Raw genomic sequence first — 19,395 nt, 5'->3', positions numbered from 1 at the left:
GGCCCGTGGCTTCACGGCGGTAAAAATGAACGGCACCGAAGAATTGCAGTTTGTCGACAGCTTCGAAAAAGTCGACCTGGCCCTGGCCAACGTCGCTGCCGTGCGCGATGCGGTCGGCCCTAACGTGGGGATCGGCGTCGACTTCCATGGCCGGGTGCACAAGCCGATGGCCAAGGTGCTGATGAAAGAGCTCGACCCGTACAAACTGATGTTCATTGAAGAGCCGGTGCTCAGCGAAAACTACGAAGCGCTCAAAGAACTGGCACCGTTGACCAGTACGCCGATCGCCCTGGGCGAGCGCCTGTTCTCGCGCTGGGATTTCAAGCGCGTGCTCAGCGAAGGCTACGTCGACATCATCCAGCCGGACGCCTCCCACGCGGGCGGTATCACCGAAACCCGCAAGATCGCCAACATGGCCGAAGCCTACGACGTGGCCCTCGCCTTGCACTGCCCGCTGGGCCCGATTGCCTTGGCGGCGTGCCTGCAACTGGATGCGGTTTGCTACAACGCGTTTATCCAGGAGCAGAGCCTGGGCATTCACTACAATGAAAGCAACGATCTGCTCGACTATGTGCGAGACCCGGGCGTGTTCGACTATGACCAGGGCTTTGTGAAGATCCCCAACGGCCCGGGTTTGGGCATTGAGATCAACGAAGAGTATGTGGTTGAGCGCGCGGCCATCGGCCATCGCTGGCGCAACCCGATCTGGCGCCATGCCGATGGCAGCTTTGCCGAGTGGTGATTTCCACCTGATTGAAACGCGCTAAAAAAGGTGGGAGCTGGCTTGACTGCGATGGCGGTGGGCCAGTCACCGCAGCGGTGCCAGTCATGCCGCCATCGCAGGCAAGCCAGCTCCCACATTGAGCGCGTTCCTTCCTCAACAAATATAAAAAGAGGCACCCCCATGCACCCTGAATCCCTCACCGGGCAGGCTTCTTTAGTCACGCCTAGCAGAAAGCGCTTTTTCATCATGGTGCTGCTGTTCATCACCGTGGTTATCAACTACCTCGACCGCAGCAACCTGTCGATTGCCGCTCCGGCGCTGACCAGCGAGCTGGGGATCGACCCGGTGCAAGTCGGGCTGATTTTCTCTGCCTTCGGCTGGACCTACGCCGCCATGCAAATCCCGGGTGGCTGGTTGGTAGACCGGGTGCCGCCGCGCATTCTCTACACGGCGGCCCTGCTGCTGTGGTCGATTGCCACCGTAATGCTCGGTTTCGCCGCCAGCTTTATCGCGCTGTTCGTGCTGCGCATGGCCGTTGGCGCGTTGGAGGCACCGGCCTATCCCATCAACAGCCGCGTGGTCACCACCTGGTTTCCCGAGCGCGAGCGCGCCACGGCTATCGGCGTCTACACTTCTGGGCAATTCGTCGGCCTGGCGTTCCTCACCCCGGTACTGGCGTGGCTGCAACATCAGTACGGCTGGCACATGGTGTTTGTGGTAACCGGTGGCGTCGGCATCCTATGGGCCGCGATCTGGTACGCGGTGTACCGCGAGCCCAAAGATTTCAAAGGCGCCAACGAAGCCGAAATCCAACTGATCCGCGACGGTGGCGGGCTGGTGGACATGCAGGCTAAAACCATCAAGGCACCCTTCAGTTGGACGGACCTGGGCATCGTGCTGAGCAAGCGCAAGCTTTGGGGCATCTACCTGGGCCAGTTTTGCCTGAACTCCACGCTGTGGTTCTTCCTGACCTGGTTCCCGACGTACCTGGTGAAATATCGTGGCATGGACTTTATCCAGTCTGGGTTGCTGGCCTCCTTGCCGTTCCTGGCCGCGTTTGTGGGCGTGCTGTGTTCGGGGGTGTTTTCCGATTGGCTGATTCGTCGTGGGGCGTCGGTGGGCTTTGCGCGCAAGTTGCCGATCATCAGCGGGCTGCTGATTTCCACGGCGATCATCGGGGCCAACTATGTGGACTCGACGGGGTGGGTCATCGCGTTTCTGGCGGTGGCGTTTTTCGGCAATGGCCTGGCGTCGATCACCTGGTCGTTGGTGTCGACCTTGGCGCCTGCCCGTTTGCTGGGGCTGACCGGGGGCGTGTTCAACTTCATTGGCAACCTGGCGGCGATTGCCACGCCTATCGTGATTGGTTTTCTGGCCAGTGGCTCATCGTTTGCGCCGGCCATTACCTACATTGCAGTACTGGCGTTGCTTGGCGCGCTTTCCTACATATTGCTGGTCGGCAAAGTCGAGCGGATCGAGCTGTAAAAAGGGGCGACCTGCGGGTCGCCCTTTTTTCGTTCTACGGCACCGACATCTCGTTGCGAAATACATTGCGCGGGTCCCAGCGCTGTTTGGTACGGCGCAAGCGGCTTTCGATCATCAGGTCGGGAAAGAATATTTTGTACCACTGGGGGTTTTTGCCGTTGGCCGGATTACCCCCTGCGTAAGTCATGTCGAGGTCGGGGTAATTGATGTAGCAGCCTTCGAACGCGTTGTTGAGCGGTACACCTTGAGCATCCGCAAACGCGTTGAAGTACAGCCCTCGGATCCAGTCAGCATGGGCTTGGTCCGCGGCGGCGCTGTCGCCGCGCCAGTAACACTGAGGTTGCCACTTGAGGAAGGACGAACGCTGGGCGGCCGACGACTCCTTGCGCACTGGCGCACTGGCGGCGTTGATCTGGCCGCCGAAGGACTGAATCTGGATCAGGCTTTGTGTCAGGTGGTTGTCAGGGTCTGGCCATGTCAGGGTAGTCCAGATGGCCTGTAGCACTTGAGGGCTGAACTCCCCTTTCTGGTAGGCCGACTTATAGCGCCCACGCTGGTTGTCTCCCGAACCATTCAGTGTTTGCTGGCACACCAGCCAATCCAGGCGCCGCGCCGCAGCCTGGGCGGATGACACTGAGTCGATGGGGCGCCCGCGGGCTGTGCCAGGCGGCAAATGGACCACATGAAACGGCACCAGCGACTCGGTGGCAGGCAAGCCGATGGCCGTGAGCATCTTTTCGACAAAATCATCAAACGGCGCGCGGTCGTTCAGTTCGCCGTCCTTATCCACATAATGGATGCCCAGCGTGATATTGCCTGTGTGCTGATGGCGCATTTCCAGCTTGGTCGCCAGGCCCCAGGTATCTGGGTTGCTCTGATGGCTGGAAAACCACAGCTGGTAAGCCACCAGCAAGCTTTCGAGTGCATCCTGGGTCAGTATTGACCAGTCCCATTCCAACACCAGCCACAGCACCTCTTTGGGGGCCGGTGGCAGGTCCTTGAAGTAATAACTGGTGATAATGCCGAATTGACCACCCCCAGCACCGCAGCACGCGGCGAACAGGTCCAATTCGTCCTGTTGGGTGCTGTCCCTGCTGACATGGCGCGGTTCGAGCCCTTTGCCTTGGCTGTCAGGCACCAAGATGTCGACCCCGCTGAGCCAGTCACACACCAGTCCATACTTGCGCGACAGCAGACCGTAGCCGCCGCCGCAAATGTGCCCGCCCAATCCGACCGAATAACAGGAGCCCCCGGGCAAGGTCTTGTTGGCCCGCTTGTACAACTCGCTATAGCTGTCCCAGATCTGGCTGCCGGCCTCCAGGCGAAAGCGGTAGCGAAAGGGCTGCGTCGGGCTCAGTTCGGAACCGATCTGCCCGCTGGCGTCGTACACCACTTGGCTCAGCGCGCTGATATCCAGGATCGACAGCATCTCATCCGGGCTGTCGGGCATCTTGTTGGCGACAAACCCCTCATAGCAGTGACCGCCGCTGCGTACGGTGATGCGTCCATTGGGCAGGGCCAATGCCTGGGCGGCGGCGTCCATGATGTCTTGCGGGCTGCGGCAAAGGTAAATCAGGTTGGCGCCATTGGGCGAAGACTGGCCCTGCACATTTCCCAAGGGCCAGCGCAGATTGAAACCCTTTTGCAGGGTGGAGTGGCGACGGTCTGAAACAGTGATGAGATCAAATGCCATGATGTACTCCTAAGAGCCAAGAATGACTTCTGATGCGGCTAACTTAACGACCGAGGGGCAAGGACTGCAGGGCTTGCGAAGGTGGTTAGACGGCAAAGGGCACGAAGTGCGTTAAAAAGGAGAGACGCGATGCCTAGCCTTGTGTAGGAGCGAGCTTGCTCGCGAAAAACGTTAACGATAACGCGTGCTCGCTGAATGAACGCGGCGCCTGTAAGTTTTTCGCGAGCAAGCTCGCTCCTACACATTAGGCGAGATGCCTGCCCCCTTTTGAAGCCTAGCGTATAAATCGGTGATGTTTGAACAGTCCGATCACCGACCGAACAGGCAGTTACTTGCGTGCGTTGCGCACACCTTCCGACAGCGCCGTGCAAAGCGTCAGCACGCCATCAATGGCTTGCTGGTCGTTCTTGGCCGTGGCGATGTGATCGATCAGCGCCGAACCCACTACCACCCCGTCTGCCAGGCGTGCGATGGCCGCGGCTTGGTCCGGTGTGCGGATACCAAAGCCGATGCTGATCGGCAGGTCGGTATGGCGGCGCAGGCGGGTCACGGCTTCTTCGACGTGTTCCAGGGTGGCGGCACCGGCCCCGGTTACACCGGCGACCGACACGTAATACACAAACCCGGAGCTGCCATTGAGCACAGTAGGCAGGCGCACGTCATCGGTGGTTGGCGTGGTCAGGCGGATAAAGTCGATGCCTGCAGCCTGGGCCGGGTCGCACAGCTCGCCGTTGTGCTCAGGCGGCATGTCCACCACGATCAGGCCGTCGACACCAGCTGCCTTGGCATCGGCAATGAACTGCGACACGCCATATTTGTGGATCGGGTTGAAATAACCCATCAACACCAGCGGGGTGTCGTTGTTGTCCTGGCGGAACTCGCGAACCATCTGCAGGGTTTTCAACAGGTTCTGCTTGGCGCCCAGAGCGCGGATATTGGCCAGTTGAATGGCCGGGCCGTCGGCCATCGGGTCGGTGAAGGGCATGCCCAGTTCGATCACGTCGGCGCCGGCGGCCGGCAAGCCCTTGAGGATCGCCAGCGAAGTGTCATAGCCGGGGTCGCCAGCGGTGACGAAGGTCACCAGGGCGGCGCGGTTCTGTTCTTTGAGTTGCGCAAAGCGGGTTTGCAGGCGGCTCATCAGTGTTTCTCCTGCTTGGACTGTTCCATATGGTGCATCACGGTCTGCATGTCTTTGTCGCCACGGCCCGAGAGGTTGACCACCATCAGGTGATCCTTGGGCAGGTTTGGCGCGCGCTTGAATACTTCAGCCAGGGCGTGGGCGCTTTCCAGGGCAGGAATGATCCCTTCCAGGCGGCAGCATTTGTGGAAGGCTTGCAGGGCTTCGTCGTCCGTCACCGAGGTGTACTGGACGCGGCCGATGTCGTGCAACCAGGCGTGTTCCGGGCCGATGCCGGGGTAGTCCAGGCCTGCGGAAATCGAGTGGGCGTCGATGATCTGGCCGTCGTCGTCCTGTAGCAGGAAGGTGCGGTTGCCGTGCAGCACGCCGGGTACGCCGCCGTTGAGGCTGGCGGCATGCTTGCCGGTTTCAATGCCATGGCCCGCGGCTTCAACACCGATGATTTCGACGCTGGTGTCATCCAGGAACGGGTGGAACAGGCCCATGGCGTTGGAGCCGCCGCCGATGCACGCCACCAGGCTGTCCGGCAGGCGGCCTTCCTGGGCTTGCAGTTGGGTACGGGTTTCCTTGCCGATCACGGCTTGGAAGTCACGCACCATCGCCGGGTACGGGTGCGGGCCGGCCACGGTACCGATCAGGTAGAAGGTGCTGTCGACGTTGGTGACCCAGTCGCGCAGGGCTTCGTTCATGGCGTCTTTGAGGGTGCCGGTGCCGGCGACCACGGGGATGACTTCGGCGCCCAGCAGCTTCATGCGAAACACGTTGGCCTGCTGGCGCTCAATGTCGGTGGTGCCCATATAGATCACGCATTGCAGGCCAAAGCGCGCCGCCACGGTTGCGGTGGCCACGCCGTGCATGCCGGCGCCGGTCTCGGCGATGATGCGCTTTTTACCCATGCGCCGGGCCAGCAGGATCTGGCCGATGCAGTTGTTGATCTTGTGCGCGCCGGTGTGGTTGAGCTCTTCGCGCTTGAGGTAGATCTTGGCGCCGCCGCAGAACTCGGTCAGGCGTTCGGCAAAATACAGCGGGCTTGGGCGCCCGACATAGTCGCGCTGGAAGTAGGCCAATTCTTCGTTAAACGCCGGATCTACCTTGGCCGCTTCGTATTCGCGGGCCAGGTCGAGGATCAACGGCATCAGGGTTTCAGCGACGTAGCGGCCGCCGAACGCACCAAACAGGCCGTTGGCGTCAGGGCCGTTGCGTAGATCGGTCTGGGACTGAGTCATGGGACGCTCCAGGAAAGAATGTGTTTAAAGGCAATGACGGTCACTCTACGCGTGACGCCTTGGCCTGAAAACCGATAAGATCGCCGCAACCTGTCAGGAAAACTCACAGATGAGCCGCGACCTCCCTCCCCTCAACGCCCTGCGCGCTTTTGAAGCCACCGCCCGCCTGAACAGCGTCAGCCAGGCAGCAGAGCTATTGCACGTGACTCACGGCGCCGTCAGTCGCCAGTTGAAAGTACTTGAGGAGCACTTGGGCGTGAGCCTGTTCGTCAAGGACGGGCGCGGCCTTAAACTCACAGATGCGGGGGGAAGGCTTCGCGACGCGAGCGCGGAAGCTTTCGAGCGTTTACGCGACGTGTGCGCCGAGCTGACCCAGCGCGGCGCCGATGCACCTTTCGTACTTGGCTGTTCCGGCAGTTTGCTGGCGCGTTGGTTTATCCCTCGGCTGGGGCGGTTGAATGCCGACTTGCCGGATTTGCGCCTGCACCTGTCGGCGGGCGAAGGCGATCTGGACCCGCGCCGCCCTGGGCTGGATGCCTTGCTGGTGTTCGCTGAGCCGCCGTGGCCAGCGGATATGCAGGTGTATGAGCTGGCCAGCGAGCGTATCGGCCCGGTTATGAGCCCACGCTTCGCCGATTTTGAACAGCTGCGCCAGGCTCCGGCGTCGGCACTGGCCGAGCAAGCCTTGCTGCACACCACCTCAAGGCCGCAAGCCTGGCCCAGTTGGGCACGGCAACACGGCATCGAGCCCGGCGCGCTGAGGCTCGGCCAGGGGTTTGAGCATTTGTATTATTTGCTGGAAGCGGCGGTTGCCGGGTTGGGCGTGGCAATTGCGCCAGAACCGCTGGTGGCAGAAGACCTGCGAGCGGGTCGTCTGGTGGCGCCGTGGGGCTTCAGCGAAACCCCGGCGCACCTGGCGTTGTGGCTACCCAAGCGCGCCGCGGATGGGCGCGCCGGGCAGTTGGCGCAATGGCTCAAGGCTGAGCTGTTGCGCCAACCGGTTTAACCGGTCAATCAGTCACCGCGTTTGCACAGCAGGTAAGCCGCCAGCAGGCCCAGTGCGCCCACGGCGACGCCAGCGGTCGTCCATGGATGCTCTTGAGCGTAGTCACGGGTGGCAGCGCTGGTTTCGCGGATTTTAACTTTGCTTTCTTCGTAGGCGTCGCTGATCAGGTGGCGAGAGTGCTTGAGGGCGTTCTCGGCATTGCTTTTCAAGGCCTTCAGCGTTTTGCGCGACTCATCGGACGCGTCGTCCTTGAGGCTCTCCAGAGATTTGAGCAGGCTCGAAATCTCGGCTTCCATGCTTTCCAGCGACGCTTTGCGTAAAGAAGTGTTGGCCATGTGGACATCTCCTGAAGTGATTGAGTGGCGTGTGTAGATACCGACTGCGCCGGTTTCAGAAAGTGCAGTAATTCTGAACTTTCGCCTCCCAACGGTCGCCTGAAGCAGTACGCACATTCGCTGCTAGTCTTGATTGACGACCTAAAGGAGAAACGCCATGAGTGATCATCACACGTACAAGAAAGTCGAACTGGTAGGCTCTTCCACCACCAGCATCGAAGACGCGATCAACAATGCCCTGGCCGAAGCCAACAAGAGCATCAAGCATCTGGAATGGTTTGAGGTGACCGAAACCCGTGGTCACATCAAGGATGGCAAGGCTGCACACTTCCAGGTCACGCTCAAAGTGGGATTCCGCATTGCCAGTAGTTGATCGGCAGAGTTGAACTTTGCCCGCTGGCCGATTGCCATAACCTGCGCTACAAACAACGGGTGCCGACGCGATGAGCGTCGGCACGCTCTTTTTGATCAGCGCAAGGAAAGTAACGGATGAAGACGTTTCTGTTGGCGGTAGGGTTGTTGAGCATTGCGGGTACCGCTATGGCGGCGGGCAAGCCTTGTGAGGAGCTGAAAAGCGAAATTGCCGCGCAAATCGACGCCAAGGGTGCTTCGGGGTATTCGCTGGAAGTGGTGGACAAAGGTGCTACGCCAAGTGACCACAAAGTAGTTGGCACCTGCGAAGGTGGCACCAAGGAAATTGCCTACAAGCGCGGTTAATCTCGTGTTGTGGACATAAAAAACCGACGCAAGTGCGTCGGTTTTTTTCGCCTGGATTTCAGCCCTTCATCACTTGTGCAAGCAGCTCGTAGGAATGAATCCGATCGGCGTGCTCATACAGGTCACTGGTAAAAATCAGCTCATCGGCGCCGGTCTGCTCGATCAACACCTCCAGCTTGCCGCGAATCTTCGCCGGGCTGCCCACCATGGCCAAACCAAGAAAGCTACCGACCGCGTCTTTTTCATGGGGCAACCACAGGCCGTCCATGGTTTTTACTGGAGGGCGCTGCACCAGGCTCTGGCCGCGCATCAACGCGAGAATACGCTGGTACACCGAGGTGGCCAGGTAATCGGCCTGCTCATCGGTGTCGGCTGCCACCAGCGGAATGCCGAGCATCACGTAGGGCTTATCCAGCACGGCTGAAGGCTTGAAGTGATTGCGATACACGCGAATCGCCTCATGCATCAAGCGCGGCGCGAAATGGGAGGCGAATGCGTAGGGCAAGCCCCGCTCGCCAGCCAATTGCGCACTGAACAGGCTTGAACCCAGCAGCCACACCGGCACATTGGTGCCGGTGCCCGGCACCGCGATAACCCGTTGGTCGGGCGTACGCGGGCCCAGATAGGCCATCAACTCGGCCACATCTTCGGGGAAGTCATCGGCACTGCCGGAGCGTTCACGGCGTAGGGCGCGGGCGGTCATCTGGTCGGAGCCGGGCGCGCGCCCCAGGCCCAGGTCAATACGGCCAGGGTAAAGGCTTTCCAAGGTGCCGAACTGCTCGGCGATCACCAGTGGCGCGTGGTTAGGCAGCATCACGCCGCCGGAACCCACGCGAATGGTCGAGGTGCCGCCTGCCAGGTAACCGAGCAGTACCGAGGTGGCCGAACTGGCGATACCGTCCATATTGTGGTGCTCGGCTACCCAGAAACGGTGGTAGCCGAACTTCTCCACATGCTGGGCCAAGTCCAGGGAATTACGCAGGGACTGCGCCGGGTTGCCGTCGGCGCGCACGGGCACCAGGTCAAGGGTCGAGAATTTTACGTCGGACAGCGATTTCATAAGCCTGCTTCTCCAATTGGGCGCACAGGCTTTTTTAAACGAGCCAAAACCTGCCGCTGCATGTGCATACCCTATGCAATGAGGGCATATACCCGAGATTCAATAGGAGGCTCTGAAATTTCCTACTGGATTGCTAGGTTTCTCTTACAAGTGAACTTTGCTTTGACGTCTATCCTCAGAACCTTACTGACGCAACACCACCGTTCGAGGAGAAAGCTATGAGTATCGTTAAAAAGGCATCCGCGCATTGGGAAGGCGACCTGAAGACTGGCCTGGGCTCCATTTCCACGGAAACCGGCGTGCTGCGCGAAGCGCCCTACGGCTTCAAGGCCCGTTTCGAGGGCGGCAAGGGTACCAACCCTGAAGAACTGATCGGCGCAGCTCACGCCGGCTGTTTCTCCATGGCGTTTTCCATGATTCTCGGCGACGCCGGGCTCAAGGCTGACAGCATCGACACCCAGGCCGAAGTGACCCTGGACCAGGTCGAGGGCGGCTTTGCGATTACAGCAGTGCACCTGATCCTGAAGGCCAAAATCCCAGGCGCGAGCCAGGCACAGTTCGATGAATTGAGCAAAAAAGCCAAGGAAGGGTGCCCGGTCTCCAAGGTACTAAATGCAACCATCACCTTGGATGCCACGCTGGTCAACTGACACGGCAGTCATCTTATGTGGGAGCGGGCAAGCCTGCTCCCACATTTTAGTTCTGCGTTAAATCAGAACTCGTGTTTGCAAAATGTGGTCGAATAGCCCATGCAGCCTAGGCGCACACTCGTGCGCAGCGCATTCAGGGAGCTCCACACATGAAACGTTTTGCCTTGGCAATCATCTGCGGTGTATTGGCCACTTCGGCCGTGGCCGCGCCAAAAGATTGTGAAGAGCTCAGGAAAGAAATCGAAGTGAAGATCCAGGCCAAGGCGATTCCGTCCTACACCCTGGAAATCATCACCGCCGAAGAAGCCAAGAACCATGATGAAGCCATGATTGTTGGTTCGTGCGAAAACGGCACCAAGCGCATCATCTACCAAAAGAACAACGACTGACTCAGATGCAGTTCACGCTGCGCTCTTCGGCCAATAACTGGCGGGTTGAGTCGTACAGCCGGATGTTGGGCGTGAACGCCAGTGAGCGCCCTTCCAGCACATAGCGCTGGCCGGCCTGAAAGTGGTCGTACTGCAGTGTCATGAAGCAGGTTCGATACATCATCTGGCTGAGGCCACCCAAACCGCCGCCGGCGGGCACTTCAAAGTCAAAGCGCACCATCAGCTCGTGAGGGCCGGGAGGCATTTGAAAAAAGCGCCCGTCGTCGAGGTTTTTCCCGTCCAGGCGCTGAGCCATCACCAACTTGGAGCCCGGCGTCGGTGTAGTGAAATCGACCCAGGCCTGCTGCGGGTCCACAGGGGGGATGGGGGTAGAGGCGCAAGCGCTGAGGAACACAGCGGCGACGGGAAGCAAAAGCTGGCGCATGGCAGGTACTCAACACGAAGAAAGGCTTGAGTATAAACACGCCATGCCGTGGAAAAATCCCCTGCAAGCGCGATAGTCTGGCGAACCAATCTCCCAGGAGCAGTCAGTGCATGATCAGGCGTTTTCTTCCAGGGCTGATGGTTGTGCTGCTCAGCGGCTGCTCCAGTGTCAGTTATTACAGCCAGTTGGCGAGCGGCCAGTGGCAGCTATTGCGGGCCCGGGAGCCGGTTGCCGAGGTCATCGCCGACCCTGCTCGCCCGCCAGTGCTGCGCGAGCATCTGGCTCAATCGCAGAAAGCCCGAATCTTTGCCAGTGAACAGCTGCATCTGCCTGACAACCAAAGTTATCGGCTGTATGCCGATATTGGCCGACCCTATGTGGTCTGGAATGTCTTTGCCACACAGGAATTCTCTCTGTCACCACAGAACCATTGCTTTCCCATCGCCGGTTGCGTCGCCTATCGCGGCTACTACAACCAAGGCGCGGCGCGGGGCGAGGCGGCACTGTTGCGGCAACAGGGCATGGACGTGTCGATCGGTGGCGTGGAGGCCTACTCCACGCTGGGCTGGTTCAACGATCCGATCATGAGTTCGATGATGAGCTGGGGCGATGAGCGCCTCGCCACGCTAATCTTCCATGAGCTAGCCCACCAGCGCTTTTACGTGAAGGATGACACCGAGTTCAACGAGTCCTATGCCAGTTTTGTCGAGCAGGAAGGCTCCCGGCAATGGCGTGTGGCGCGGGGCCTGGCGCCTGTCGGCGATGCGGCGTTGAAGCAACGCGATCAATTTATCCGGCTGATTCTCGATACCCGCAAACGTCTGGAGGCGTTGTACGCACAGCCGTTGGCAGCGGACGCGATGCGCCGGGCCAAAGCGGCGCAATTCGAACAGTTGCGCCGCGAATACCGGCACCTGCGTGATAGCCAATGGGGTGGTGACAAGCGTTATGACGCCTGGATCAACCAGCCGATGAACAATGCCCGACTGTTGCCGTTTGGGTTGTATGACCAATGGGTGCCGGCGTTTGCGGCGTTGTTTGCGCAGGAAGGTGGGGATTGGGTGAAGTTTTATACTGCGGTGGAGCGGTTGGGTGGGTTGCCGGTGGAGCAGCGTAAAGCGGCGTTGAGGCAGTTGGAGAGGGTTGGCCGTTAGGGCCTTATCGCAGGCAAGCCAGCTCCCACAGTTCACCGATTTTCAACATGAGAATGCGGTCAACTGTGGGAGCTGGCTTGCCTGCGAAAGCAGTCTCAAGGGCGCTGCAAAAACGCCTGATGCATCTGGTCCAACGTCTCGAAATGCCAGGTCGGCGCCTCGGCATTCAGCTCTTCAAAACTACCAAACCCATACCCCACGGCGACCGAATCCAGCCCATTACTGCGTGCCCCGATCAGGTCATGCTTGCGATCACCGATCATCAAGGTGGTGGCCGGGTCCAGCCGTTCCTCACGCATCAAATGCGCGATCAACTCGACCTTGTTGGTACGCGTACCGTCCAACTCGCTGCCGTAGATCACCTTGAAGTGCTTGGCAAAGTCGAAATGCCGCGCAATCTCGCGGGCAAACTCCCACGGTTTGGAGGTGGCGACGTACAGCTGGCGCCCTTGGCTGTTCAGCTCTTCCAATAACGGCATGACACCGTCGAACACGCGGTTTTCGTACAGGCCGGTAACCTTGAAGCGTTCACGGTAGAAATTCACCGCTTCCCACGCCTTGGCCTCGTCGAAGGCGTAAAACTGCATGAACGCCTGCAGCAAAGGCGGGCCGATGAAGTGTTCGAGCTTCGCCAGGTCGGGCTCATCAATGCCCAGTTTGGCCAGGGCGTACTGGATCGAACGGGTAATGCCCTCACGCGGGTCGGTGAGGGTACCGTCCAGGTCGAACAGGACGGTGGGGTGATCCAGGGTCATTGATCGAATCCTTCGGCCAGGTGCAGGTCTTTGAGCTTCAAGTAGTTCGCCGCGCTGTAGGTGAAAAAGGCGCGCTCTTTGTCAGTCAATGCGCGAACCTGCTTCACCGGGCTGCCCACATACAAAAAACCGCTGTCGAGTTTCTTGCCTGGCGGCACCAGGCTGCCGGCGCCGATGATCACGTCGTCTTCGACCACGGCGCCATCCATCACGATACTGCCCATGCCGATCAGGACGCGGCTACCCACGGTGCAGCCATGCAGCATGACCTTATGAGCGATGGTCACATCGTCGCCGATCAGCAGCGGGAAACCCTCAGGATTGAACGGCCCGGCGTGGGTAATGTGCAGCACGCAGCCGTCTTGCACGCTGGTGCGGGCACCGATGCGGATGCGGTGCATGTCGCCGCGAATCACTGTCAGCGGCCAAACCGAGCTGTCAGTGCCGATTTCGACATCGCCGATCACCACCGCCGAAATATCGACAAACGCCCCGGCGCCGAGGGTTGGCGTGTGGTTCTGATAGGTGCGAAGGGTCACGATAGCCTCTCTCTGTTGTGCTGATAGCTGCGGTGGGTGTTGATTGTAATTAAGATGGCCCCATCTTTGTTCTACATGTTTCTTCAGCCAAGGTGCCCACCGTGAGCGCGAACAACCCTCTTTTGCAGTCCTACGACCTGCCGCCGTTCTCGGCGATCCGTGCCGAGCACGTGCAGCCGGCCATCGAACAGATCCTCGCCGACAACCGCGTGGCAATCGCAGAGATCCTGCAGAGCCAGGGTAAAAATCCGACGTGGGCCGGCCTGGTCCTGGCCATGGACGAACTCAATGATCGCCTGGGTGCGGCCTGGAGCCCGGTCAGCCACCTCAATGCCGTGTGCAACAGCGCCGAACTGCGCGAAGCCTATGAGGCGTGCCTGCCGGCCTTGAGCGCTTACTCTACCGAAATGGGCCAGAACCGTGAGCTGTTCCAGGCCTTCGAAGCCCTGGCCAACAGCCCGGAAGCTGCCGGTTTCGATGTGGCGCAAAAAACCATTCTGGAACACTCCCTGCGTGACTTCCGCCTGTCGGGTATCGACTTGCCGCCGGAGCAGCAAAAGCGCTACGCCGAGGTGCAGAGCAAGCTGTCCGAGCTGGGCAGCAAGTTCTCAAACCAGTTGCTGGACGCCACCCAGGCCTGGACCAAGCACGTCACCGATGAAGCCACCCTTGCCGGTCTGACCGACTCGGCCAAGGCACAAATGGCCGCCGCCGCCCAGGCCAAGGGCCTCGACGGCTGGCTGATCACCTTGGAATTCCCCAGCTACTACGCCGTCATGACCTACGCCCAGGACCGTGCCCTGCGTGAAGAGGTGTACGCCGCCTACTGCACCCGTGCGTCGGACCAAGGCCCGAATGCCGGTCAGAACGATAACGGCCCGGTGATGGAACAGATCCTCGACCTGCGTCAGGAACTGGCCCAATTGCTGGGTTATGCGTCCTTCTCCGAGCTGAGCCTGGCCACCAAGATGGCCGAGTCCAGCGACCAGGTGCTGAGCTTTCTGCGTGACCTGGCCAAGCGCAGCAAGCCGTTTGCCGCCCAGGACCTGCAACAGCTCAAGGCCTATGCCGCCGAGCAAGGCTGCCCTGATCTGCAAAGCTGGGACAGCGGTTTCTACGGCGAAAAACTGCGTGAGCAGCGCTACAGCGTGTCCCAGGAAGCGCTACGCGCCTACTTCCCCATCGACAAAGTGCTGGGCGGCCTGTTTGCCATTGTGCAGCGCCTGTACGGCATCGAGATTGCTGAGCTCAAAGGCTTCGACACCTGGCACCCGGATGTTCGTTTGTTCGAAATCAAGGAAAACGGCGAGCACGTCGGGCGTTTCTTCTTCGACCTGTACGCCCGCGCCAACAAGCGTGGCGGTGCCTGGATGGATGGCGCCCGTGACCGCCGCCGTACCGTTGATGGCGTGCTGCAAAGCCCCGTCGCCAACCTGGTGTGCAACTTCACCCCGGCCGACAGCGGCAAGCCTGCCCTGCTGACCCACGATGAAGTCACCACCCTGTTCCACGAATTCGGCCATGGCTTGCATCACCTGCTCACCCGCGTGGAACATGCCGGAGTATCCGGTATCAACGGTGTGGCGTGGGACGCGGTGGAACTGCCGAGCCAATTCATGGAGAACTGGTGCTGGGAGCCTGAAGGCCTTGCGCTGATCTCCGGCCACTACGAAACCGGCGAGCCCCTGCCCCAGGACCTGCTGGAGAAAATGCTCGCGGCGAAAAACTTCCAGTCCGGCCTGATGATGGTGCGTCAGCTGGAGTTCTCGCTGTTCGACTTTGAATTGCACGCCACCCATGGCGATGGTCGCAGTGTGGCCCAGGTGCTGGAAGGCGTGCGCGATGAAGTCTCGGTCATGCGCCCACCGGCCTACAACCGCTTCCCCAACAGTTTCGCGCACATCTTCGCCGGCGGTTATGCGGCGGGTTACTACAGCTACAAGTGGGCCGAAGTGCTGTCGGCGGACGCGTTCTCCAAGTTTGAAGAAGACGGCGTGCTCAATGCCCAGACCGGGCGGGCGTTCCGTGAAGCCATCCTGGCCCGTGGCGGTTCCCAGGCGCCGATGGTGCTGTTCGTCGACTTCCGCGGACGCGCGCCGTCGATTGACGCACTCTTGCGCCACAGCGGCCTGAGTGAGGACGCGGCAGCATGAGTGAAGGGCCTGTGATCACCAAAAAGCAATTTATCGCTGGGGCTGTCTGCCCGGCGTGCAGCGAGCCGGACAAGTTGAAGATGTGGACCGAAGACAACGTGCCGCACCGCGAGTGCGTGGCCTGCGGGTATACCGATACGCTGAATGATCAAGGCCTGTCGGTGCCCAAGGAATTGGGCACTAGGGTCAATACCACCGCGCTGAAAGCGCCGGCGGATCCTAAAGTGCAGGCAGTGCAGTTCTTCCCGAACCCGAAGCTGAAAAAAGACTAACCCCGCACCCCCTGTAGGAGCGAGCTTGCTCGCGAAAAACGTTAACGATAACGCGCGCTATCCTGGATAAGCGCGTCGCTGTTGAGTTTTTCGCGAGCAAGCTCGCTCCTACAGTTGTTTCTCTGCCTGGCCCGTTGTGGTGATCCAGTCTTTCATTGAGCACAACGCAAACGCGCTGGTGCTGCAATCCCCATTTGCTAAAGCTGTGCGCAACTTGTCGACATCGGCTTTCATCATGTAGCGAACGCCATCCTTGAAACCGTTGCTGCTGCCAAAGCCGCCCAAGGTCATCTCGTTCAGCGCATCCTCCTTGCTCCACCCCTGCACCACCACCCGATACATCGCTGCCATCAGGCCGGTGCGGTCGGCGCCGTGCTTGCAGTGCATCAACACCGGGCCATCGGCCTCTGCTGCCTGAATCGCCCTGATCGCCGCCAGCACGTCGGAATCGTCGACGTGGTTGGTGCGATAGCTCAACTGCACCTGTTTGATATCAGATGATTGGAGCCACTGCGCATCAGATTCCGGCAGGAAGTTGATGACCGTAGCGATCTTGAGCGTTTGCAACAGGGGCAGCGCACGCTCATCCGGCAATGCACTGCGATAGAGCGTGGGTGTCATTTGATGCAGGTTGTATTGGTTACCCACCGGCTGGGCCCATTCCGGCGAGCGGATCGACGCAGCCTCATCGGCTTGTACGGTGTTGAGCAGGCTCATGAGCGCCAGGCCTAGAACGAGCAGTATGCGTGTGTTGAACATGAACGTTGTGACCGAGCGAGGAAGTGGCTGATGGGCCCCAGACTCACTCAAGGCGGGTCAATACGGCGTGAGGTCCGTGTCAAAGAATCGTGATGCTTGCGATCTGATCCGGTGTTTTTGTCGTCGAATTGACGCCTCTGAATTCTTAGCCTGCTATCATTTGTAACTAATGTTTGCCATTGTGCTGTATCTGCTTGGATCCAATTAGCCGCAAGCCTTCACGCTGCTCCCAGAAGCGGCGGATAAACCCGTGACCACATGATGAGGTGTACCCATGTCTGATCAAGATCAAGACAACCCCCGGCGTGACTTTTTACGCAAATCCTTGACCTTGATCCCGGTGGTCACGGTTGCCAGCACCGGCCTTGGCGGTTCGATGCTGATGGCCACGCCGGAACCGGCCCAGGCCGAACCGGCCAAGCCTGCGGTCAGCGATAAAGCCTACGAGCCGAGCTATTTCACAGCCGAGGAGTGGGCGTTTATCAACGCTGCCGTCGAGCGCTTGATTCCCGCTGACGCCCAGGGCCCAGGTGCCTTGGAGGCTGGCGCGCCGGAATACATCGACCGCCAGATGAACACTCCTTACGCCAGTGGCGCCCTGTGGTTCATGCAAGGCCCGTTCAACGCCGACGCGGCGCCGGAGATGGGCTGGCAGAGCAAATTGGTGCCCAAGGAGATCTATCGCCTGGGCATTGCTGCCACGGATGCGTGGTCGAAAGCGTTCAACGGTAAAGCTTTTGCTGCGCAAGACAGCGCTACCCGAGACGATATGCTCAGGCGTCTGGAAGCTGGCGGCAGCGAAGTGTCGGCGCATTTCGATGCCGTGCCGCCCAAGATGTTCTTCAACCTTTTGCTGCAAAACACCAAGGAAGGCTTCTTCTGCGACCCTATCCACGGTGGCAATAAAGGCATGGTCGGCTGGACCATGATCGGCTTCCCCGGCGCCCGCGCCGACTTCATGGATTGGGTGGAACGCAACGAGCAGTACCCCTTCCCGGCTGTTTCCATTCGCGGCGAGAGGGCATAAACGTGGCGACCATCATGAAGAAAGTGGATGCAGTGATTGTGGGCTTCGGCTGGACGGGCGCGATCATGGCCAAGGAGCTGACGGAAGCGGGCCTCAACGTGGTAGCGCTGGAGCGCGGCCCGATGCAGGACACTTACCCAGACGGCAACTATCCCCAGGTCATCGACGAATTGACCTACAGCGTGCGTAAGAAGCTGTTCCAGGACATCTCCAAAGAAACGGTGACCATTCGCCACAGCGTAAATGACGTCGCCCTGCCCAATCGTCAGTTGGGCGCTTTCTTGCCGGGTAATGGCGTGGGTGGTGCGGGGCTGCACTGGTCGGGCGTGCATTTTCGCGTCGACCCGATTGAGCTGCGCATGCGCAGCCATTACGAAGAGCGCTACGGGAAGAACTTCATTCCCAAGGACATGACCATCCAGGACTTCGGCGTCAGCTATGAAGAGCTGGAGCCGTTTTTCGACTATGCGGAAAAAGTCTTTGGCACCTCCGGCCAAGCCTGGACAGTCAAAGGCCAGTTGGTCGGAGAAGGCCGTGGCGGCAACCCCTACGCGCCAGATCGCTCCAACCCGTTCCCATTGGAGGCGCAGAAAAATACCGTCTCCGCCCAGCTGTTTCAGAAAGCGGCGACCGACGTAGGTTACAAACCTTACAACCTGCCGTCGGCCAACACGTCGGGGCCGTACACCAACCCCTACGGTGCGCAGATGGGCCCGTGCAACTTCTGCGGCTTTTGCAGTGGCTACGTGTGCTACATGTACTCCAAGGCCTCGCCGAACGTGAACATCTTGCCGGCCTTGCGCCAAGTGCCCAACTTCGAGCTGCGGCCCAATTCCCACGTGCTCAAGGTCAACCTCGACAGCACCAAGAAGAAAGCCACCGGCGTGACCTACATCGACGCCCAGGGCCGCGAATGCGAACAGCCGGCGGACCTGGTGATTCTTGGCGCCTTCCAGTTCCATAACGTGCGCCTGATGCTGCTGTCCGGCATCGGCAAACCCTACGACCCGATTACCAATGAAGGCGTGGTAGGCAGGAACTTCGCCTACCAGAACATGGGCACCATCAAGGCGTTCTTCGACAAGGACACCTACACCAACAACTTTATCGGTGCGGGCGGCAATGGCGTGGCCATCGACGACTTCAACGCCGACAACTTTGACCATGGCCCCCACGGCTTCGTGGGTGGTTCGCCGATGTGGGTCAACCAGGCGGGCAGCCGGCCGATTGCCGGTACGTCCAACCCGCCGGGCACGCCGGCCTGGGGCAGCGCCTGGAAGCGCGCCACCGCCGATTACTACACCCATCAAGTCTCAATGGATTCCCACGGTGCCCATCAGTCCTACCGCAGCAACTACCTGGATCTGGACCCGGTTTACCGCGATGCCTACGGCCTGCCGCTGCTGCGCATGACCTTCGACTGGCAAGAAAACGACATCAAGATGAACCGCTTCATGATGGAAAAAATGGGCAAAGTGGCCCAGGCCATGAACCCCAAGGCCATCGCCGTGTTGGGTAAAAAGGTCGGTGAGCATTTCAACACCGCCTCGTACCAGACCACCCACCTCAACGGTGGCGCGATCATGGGCACCGACCCGAAAACCAGTGCGTTGAACCGCTACTTGCAGAGCTGGGATGTGCACAACGTATTTGTCCCCGGTGCTTCCGCTTTCCCACAAGGGTTGGGCTACAACCCTACCGGCCTGGTGGCAGCGTTGACCTATTGGTCGGCTCGAGCGATTCGCGAGCAGTACCTCAAAAACCCCGGCCCACTGGTTCAGGCATAAGGAGCGATGACCATGAAAGCACTCGTTATCGCCTCCCTGGCGCTGTTCAGCAGCTGCTCGATCAGCGCCGCCGAAACCGATCTGATCAAGCAGGGTGAATAC

The 19,395-nt window shown here is 59.9% G+C and carries 21 protein-coding genes; 12 read left to right on the top strand and 9 right to left on the bottom strand.

Annotation, left to right across the window (positions count from 1 at the left end; all coding sequences use genetic code 11):
- The coding region (gene dgoD, locus GIW04_RS15490) for a galactonate dehydratase (RefSeq protein ID WP_236479035.1) at positions 1 to 742 on the top strand (742 nt) is incomplete at its 5' end.
- A gap of 162 nt (positions 743 to 904) precedes the next feature.
- Positions 905 to 2,209: an MFS transporter gene (locus GIW04_RS15485; protein WP_003187298.1), complete on the top strand. Its 1,305-nt coding sequence runs from the start codon at positions 905 to 907 to the stop codon at positions 2,207 to 2,209.
- Between the two features lie 34 nt (positions 2,210 to 2,243).
- On the opposite strand, the gene GIW04_RS15480 is transcribed toward GIW04_RS15485, so the two are convergent.
- From GIW04_RS15480 to trpB, 3 genes are all read right to left on the bottom strand, one after another.
- A complete protein-coding gene (locus GIW04_RS15480) occupies positions 2,244 to 3,902 on the bottom strand; it encodes an FAD-dependent oxidoreductase (protein ID WP_120247396.1) in 1,659 nt (552 codons plus the stop codon).
- A 328-nt stretch (positions 3,903 to 4,230) separates the two neighbouring features.
- The gene (trpA, locus tag GIW04_RS15475) at positions 4,231 to 5,040 is read right to left on the bottom strand and encodes a tryptophan synthase subunit alpha (protein WP_120247395.1); all 810 of its coding nucleotides are present in this window, start codon (positions 5,038 to 5,040) and stop codon (positions 4,231 to 4,233) included.
- Positions 5,040 to 6,266 (bottom strand): tryptophan synthase subunit beta, encoded by a 1,227-nt coding sequence (trpB, locus tag GIW04_RS15470; RefSeq protein WP_003187301.1) that lies wholly within the window; start codon positions 6,264 to 6,266, stop codon positions 5,040 to 5,042. Before trpB ends, trpA begins: the two co-directional genes overlap by 1 nt.
- A gap of 109 nt (positions 6,267 to 6,375) precedes the next feature.
- Between trpB and GIW04_RS15465 the strand changes: the two genes are divergently transcribed.
- Positions 6,376 to 7,272 carry a LysR family transcriptional regulator gene (locus GIW04_RS15465; protein WP_003187302.1) on the top strand — a complete coding sequence of 299 codons (897 nt, stop codon included), beginning with the start codon at positions 6,376 to 6,378 and terminating at the stop codon, positions 7,270 to 7,272.
- Positions 7,273 to 7,280: 8 nt separating this feature from the next.
- On the opposite strand, the gene GIW04_RS15460 is transcribed toward GIW04_RS15465, so the two are convergent.
- Positions 7,281 to 7,607: a DUF883 family protein gene (locus tag GIW04_RS15460; protein ID WP_003187304.1), complete on the bottom strand. Its 327-nt coding sequence runs from the start codon at positions 7,605 to 7,607 to the stop codon at positions 7,281 to 7,283.
- A gap of 157 nt (positions 7,608 to 7,764) precedes the next feature.
- Here GIW04_RS15460 and GIW04_RS15455 point away from each other — a divergent pair, with 157 nt between their 5' ends.
- Together GIW04_RS15455 and GIW04_RS15450 are read left to right on the top strand one after the other, a co-directional pair.
- Positions 7,765 to 7,980: a dodecin gene (locus GIW04_RS15455; protein ID WP_005783406.1), complete on the top strand. Its 216-nt coding sequence runs from the start codon at positions 7,765 to 7,767 to the stop codon at positions 7,978 to 7,980.
- Positions 7,981 to 8,096: 116 nt separating this feature from the next.
- Complete coding sequence (locus GIW04_RS15450; protein WP_034134138.1) at positions 8,097 to 8,324, top strand: DUF1161 domain-containing protein; 228 nt, start codon at positions 8,097 to 8,099, stop codon at positions 8,322 to 8,324.
- Between the two features lie 58 nt (positions 8,325 to 8,382).
- Here GIW04_RS15450 and GIW04_RS15445 read toward each other — a convergent pair whose 3' ends face one another.
- Positions 8,383 to 9,384, bottom strand: coding sequence for an LLM class flavin-dependent oxidoreductase (locus GIW04_RS15445; protein ID WP_014716309.1), 1,002 nt, complete (start codon positions 9,382 to 9,384; stop codon positions 8,383 to 8,385).
- A 218-nt stretch (positions 9,385 to 9,602) separates the two neighbouring features.
- Between GIW04_RS15445 and GIW04_RS15440 the strand changes: the two genes are divergently transcribed.
- Both GIW04_RS15440 and GIW04_RS15435 read left to right on the top strand, forming a co-directional pair.
- A complete protein-coding gene (locus GIW04_RS15440) occupies positions 9,603 to 10,034 on the top strand; it encodes an OsmC family protein (protein ID WP_003187311.1) in 432 nt (143 codons plus the stop codon).
- Positions 10,035 to 10,183: 149 nt separating this feature from the next.
- On the top strand, positions 10,184 to 10,423 hold the full coding sequence (locus GIW04_RS15435; protein WP_003187312.1) for a DUF1161 domain-containing protein: 240 nt from the start codon (positions 10,184 to 10,186) through the stop codon (positions 10,421 to 10,423).
- 1 nt (position 10,424) lies between these two features.
- Here GIW04_RS15435 and GIW04_RS15430 read toward each other — a convergent pair whose 3' ends face one another.
- Positions 10,425 to 10,847: a PA0061/PA0062 family lipoprotein gene (locus tag GIW04_RS15430; RefSeq protein WP_034134140.1), complete on the bottom strand. Its 423-nt coding sequence runs from the start codon at positions 10,845 to 10,847 to the stop codon at positions 10,425 to 10,427.
- Between the two features lie 110 nt (positions 10,848 to 10,957).
- On the opposite strand from GIW04_RS15430, the gene GIW04_RS15425 reads away from it, so the two are divergent.
- Positions 10,958 to 12,001, top strand: coding sequence for an aminopeptidase (locus GIW04_RS15425; RefSeq protein WP_120247394.1), 1,044 nt, complete (start codon positions 10,958 to 10,960; stop codon positions 11,999 to 12,001).
- A 95-nt stretch (positions 12,002 to 12,096) separates the two neighbouring features.
- On the opposite strand, the gene GIW04_RS15420 is transcribed toward GIW04_RS15425, so the two are convergent.
- Both GIW04_RS15420 and GIW04_RS15415 read right to left on the bottom strand, forming a co-directional pair.
- Positions 12,097 to 12,756, bottom strand: a complete 660-nt coding sequence (locus GIW04_RS15420) for an HAD family hydrolase (protein WP_120247393.1) — start codon at positions 12,754 to 12,756, stop codon at positions 12,097 to 12,099.
- Entirely contained in the window at positions 12,753 to 13,295 is a 543-nt protein-coding gene (locus GIW04_RS15415) for a gamma carbonic anhydrase family protein (protein WP_120247392.1), read from the bottom strand. The genes GIW04_RS15420 and GIW04_RS15415 overlap by 4 nt, the downstream gene beginning before the upstream one ends.
- 101 nt (positions 13,296 to 13,396) lie before the next feature.
- Here GIW04_RS15415 and prlC point away from each other — a divergent pair, with 101 nt between their 5' ends.
- Together prlC and GIW04_RS15405 are read left to right on the top strand one after the other, a co-directional pair.
- A complete protein-coding gene (prlC, locus tag GIW04_RS15410) occupies positions 13,397 to 15,448 on the top strand; it encodes an oligopeptidase A (protein WP_003187320.1) in 2,052 nt (683 codons plus the stop codon).
- Positions 15,445 to 15,720 carry a YheV family putative zinc ribbon protein gene (locus tag GIW04_RS15405; protein WP_003187322.1) on the top strand — a complete coding sequence of 92 codons (276 nt, stop codon included), beginning with the start codon at positions 15,445 to 15,447 and terminating at the stop codon, positions 15,718 to 15,720. Before prlC ends, GIW04_RS15405 begins: the two co-directional genes overlap by 4 nt.
- Positions 15,721 to 15,828: 108 nt before the next feature.
- On the opposite strand, the gene GIW04_RS15400 is transcribed toward GIW04_RS15405, so the two are convergent.
- Entirely contained in the window at positions 15,829 to 16,479 is a 651-nt protein-coding gene (locus GIW04_RS15400; protein ID WP_034134457.1) for a dual specificity protein phosphatase family protein, read from the bottom strand.
- Positions 16,480 to 16,753: 274 nt separating this feature from the next.
- On the opposite strand from GIW04_RS15400, the gene GIW04_RS15395 reads away from it, so the two are divergent.
- Together GIW04_RS15395 and GIW04_RS15390 are read left to right on the top strand one after the other, a co-directional pair.
- Entirely contained in the window at positions 16,754 to 17,506 is a 753-nt protein-coding gene (locus GIW04_RS15395) for a gluconate 2-dehydrogenase subunit 3 family protein (protein WP_236479033.1), read from the top strand.
- Positions 17,507 to 17,508: 2 nt separating this feature from the next.
- On the top strand, positions 17,509 to 19,293 hold the full coding sequence (locus GIW04_RS15390) for a GMC family oxidoreductase (RefSeq protein WP_120247391.1): 1,785 nt from the start codon (positions 17,509 to 17,511) through the stop codon (positions 19,291 to 19,293).
- The last annotated feature ends 102 nt before the right edge of the window (positions 19,294 to 19,395 follow it).

Source organism: Pseudomonas sp. PA-4-8C (assembly GCF_021606625.1).
GTDB lineage: Bacteria > Pseudomonadota > Gammaproteobacteria > Pseudomonadales > Pseudomonadaceae > Aquipseudomonas > Aquipseudomonas lactis.
This window is presented reverse-complemented; position numbering and strand designations above follow the sequence as displayed.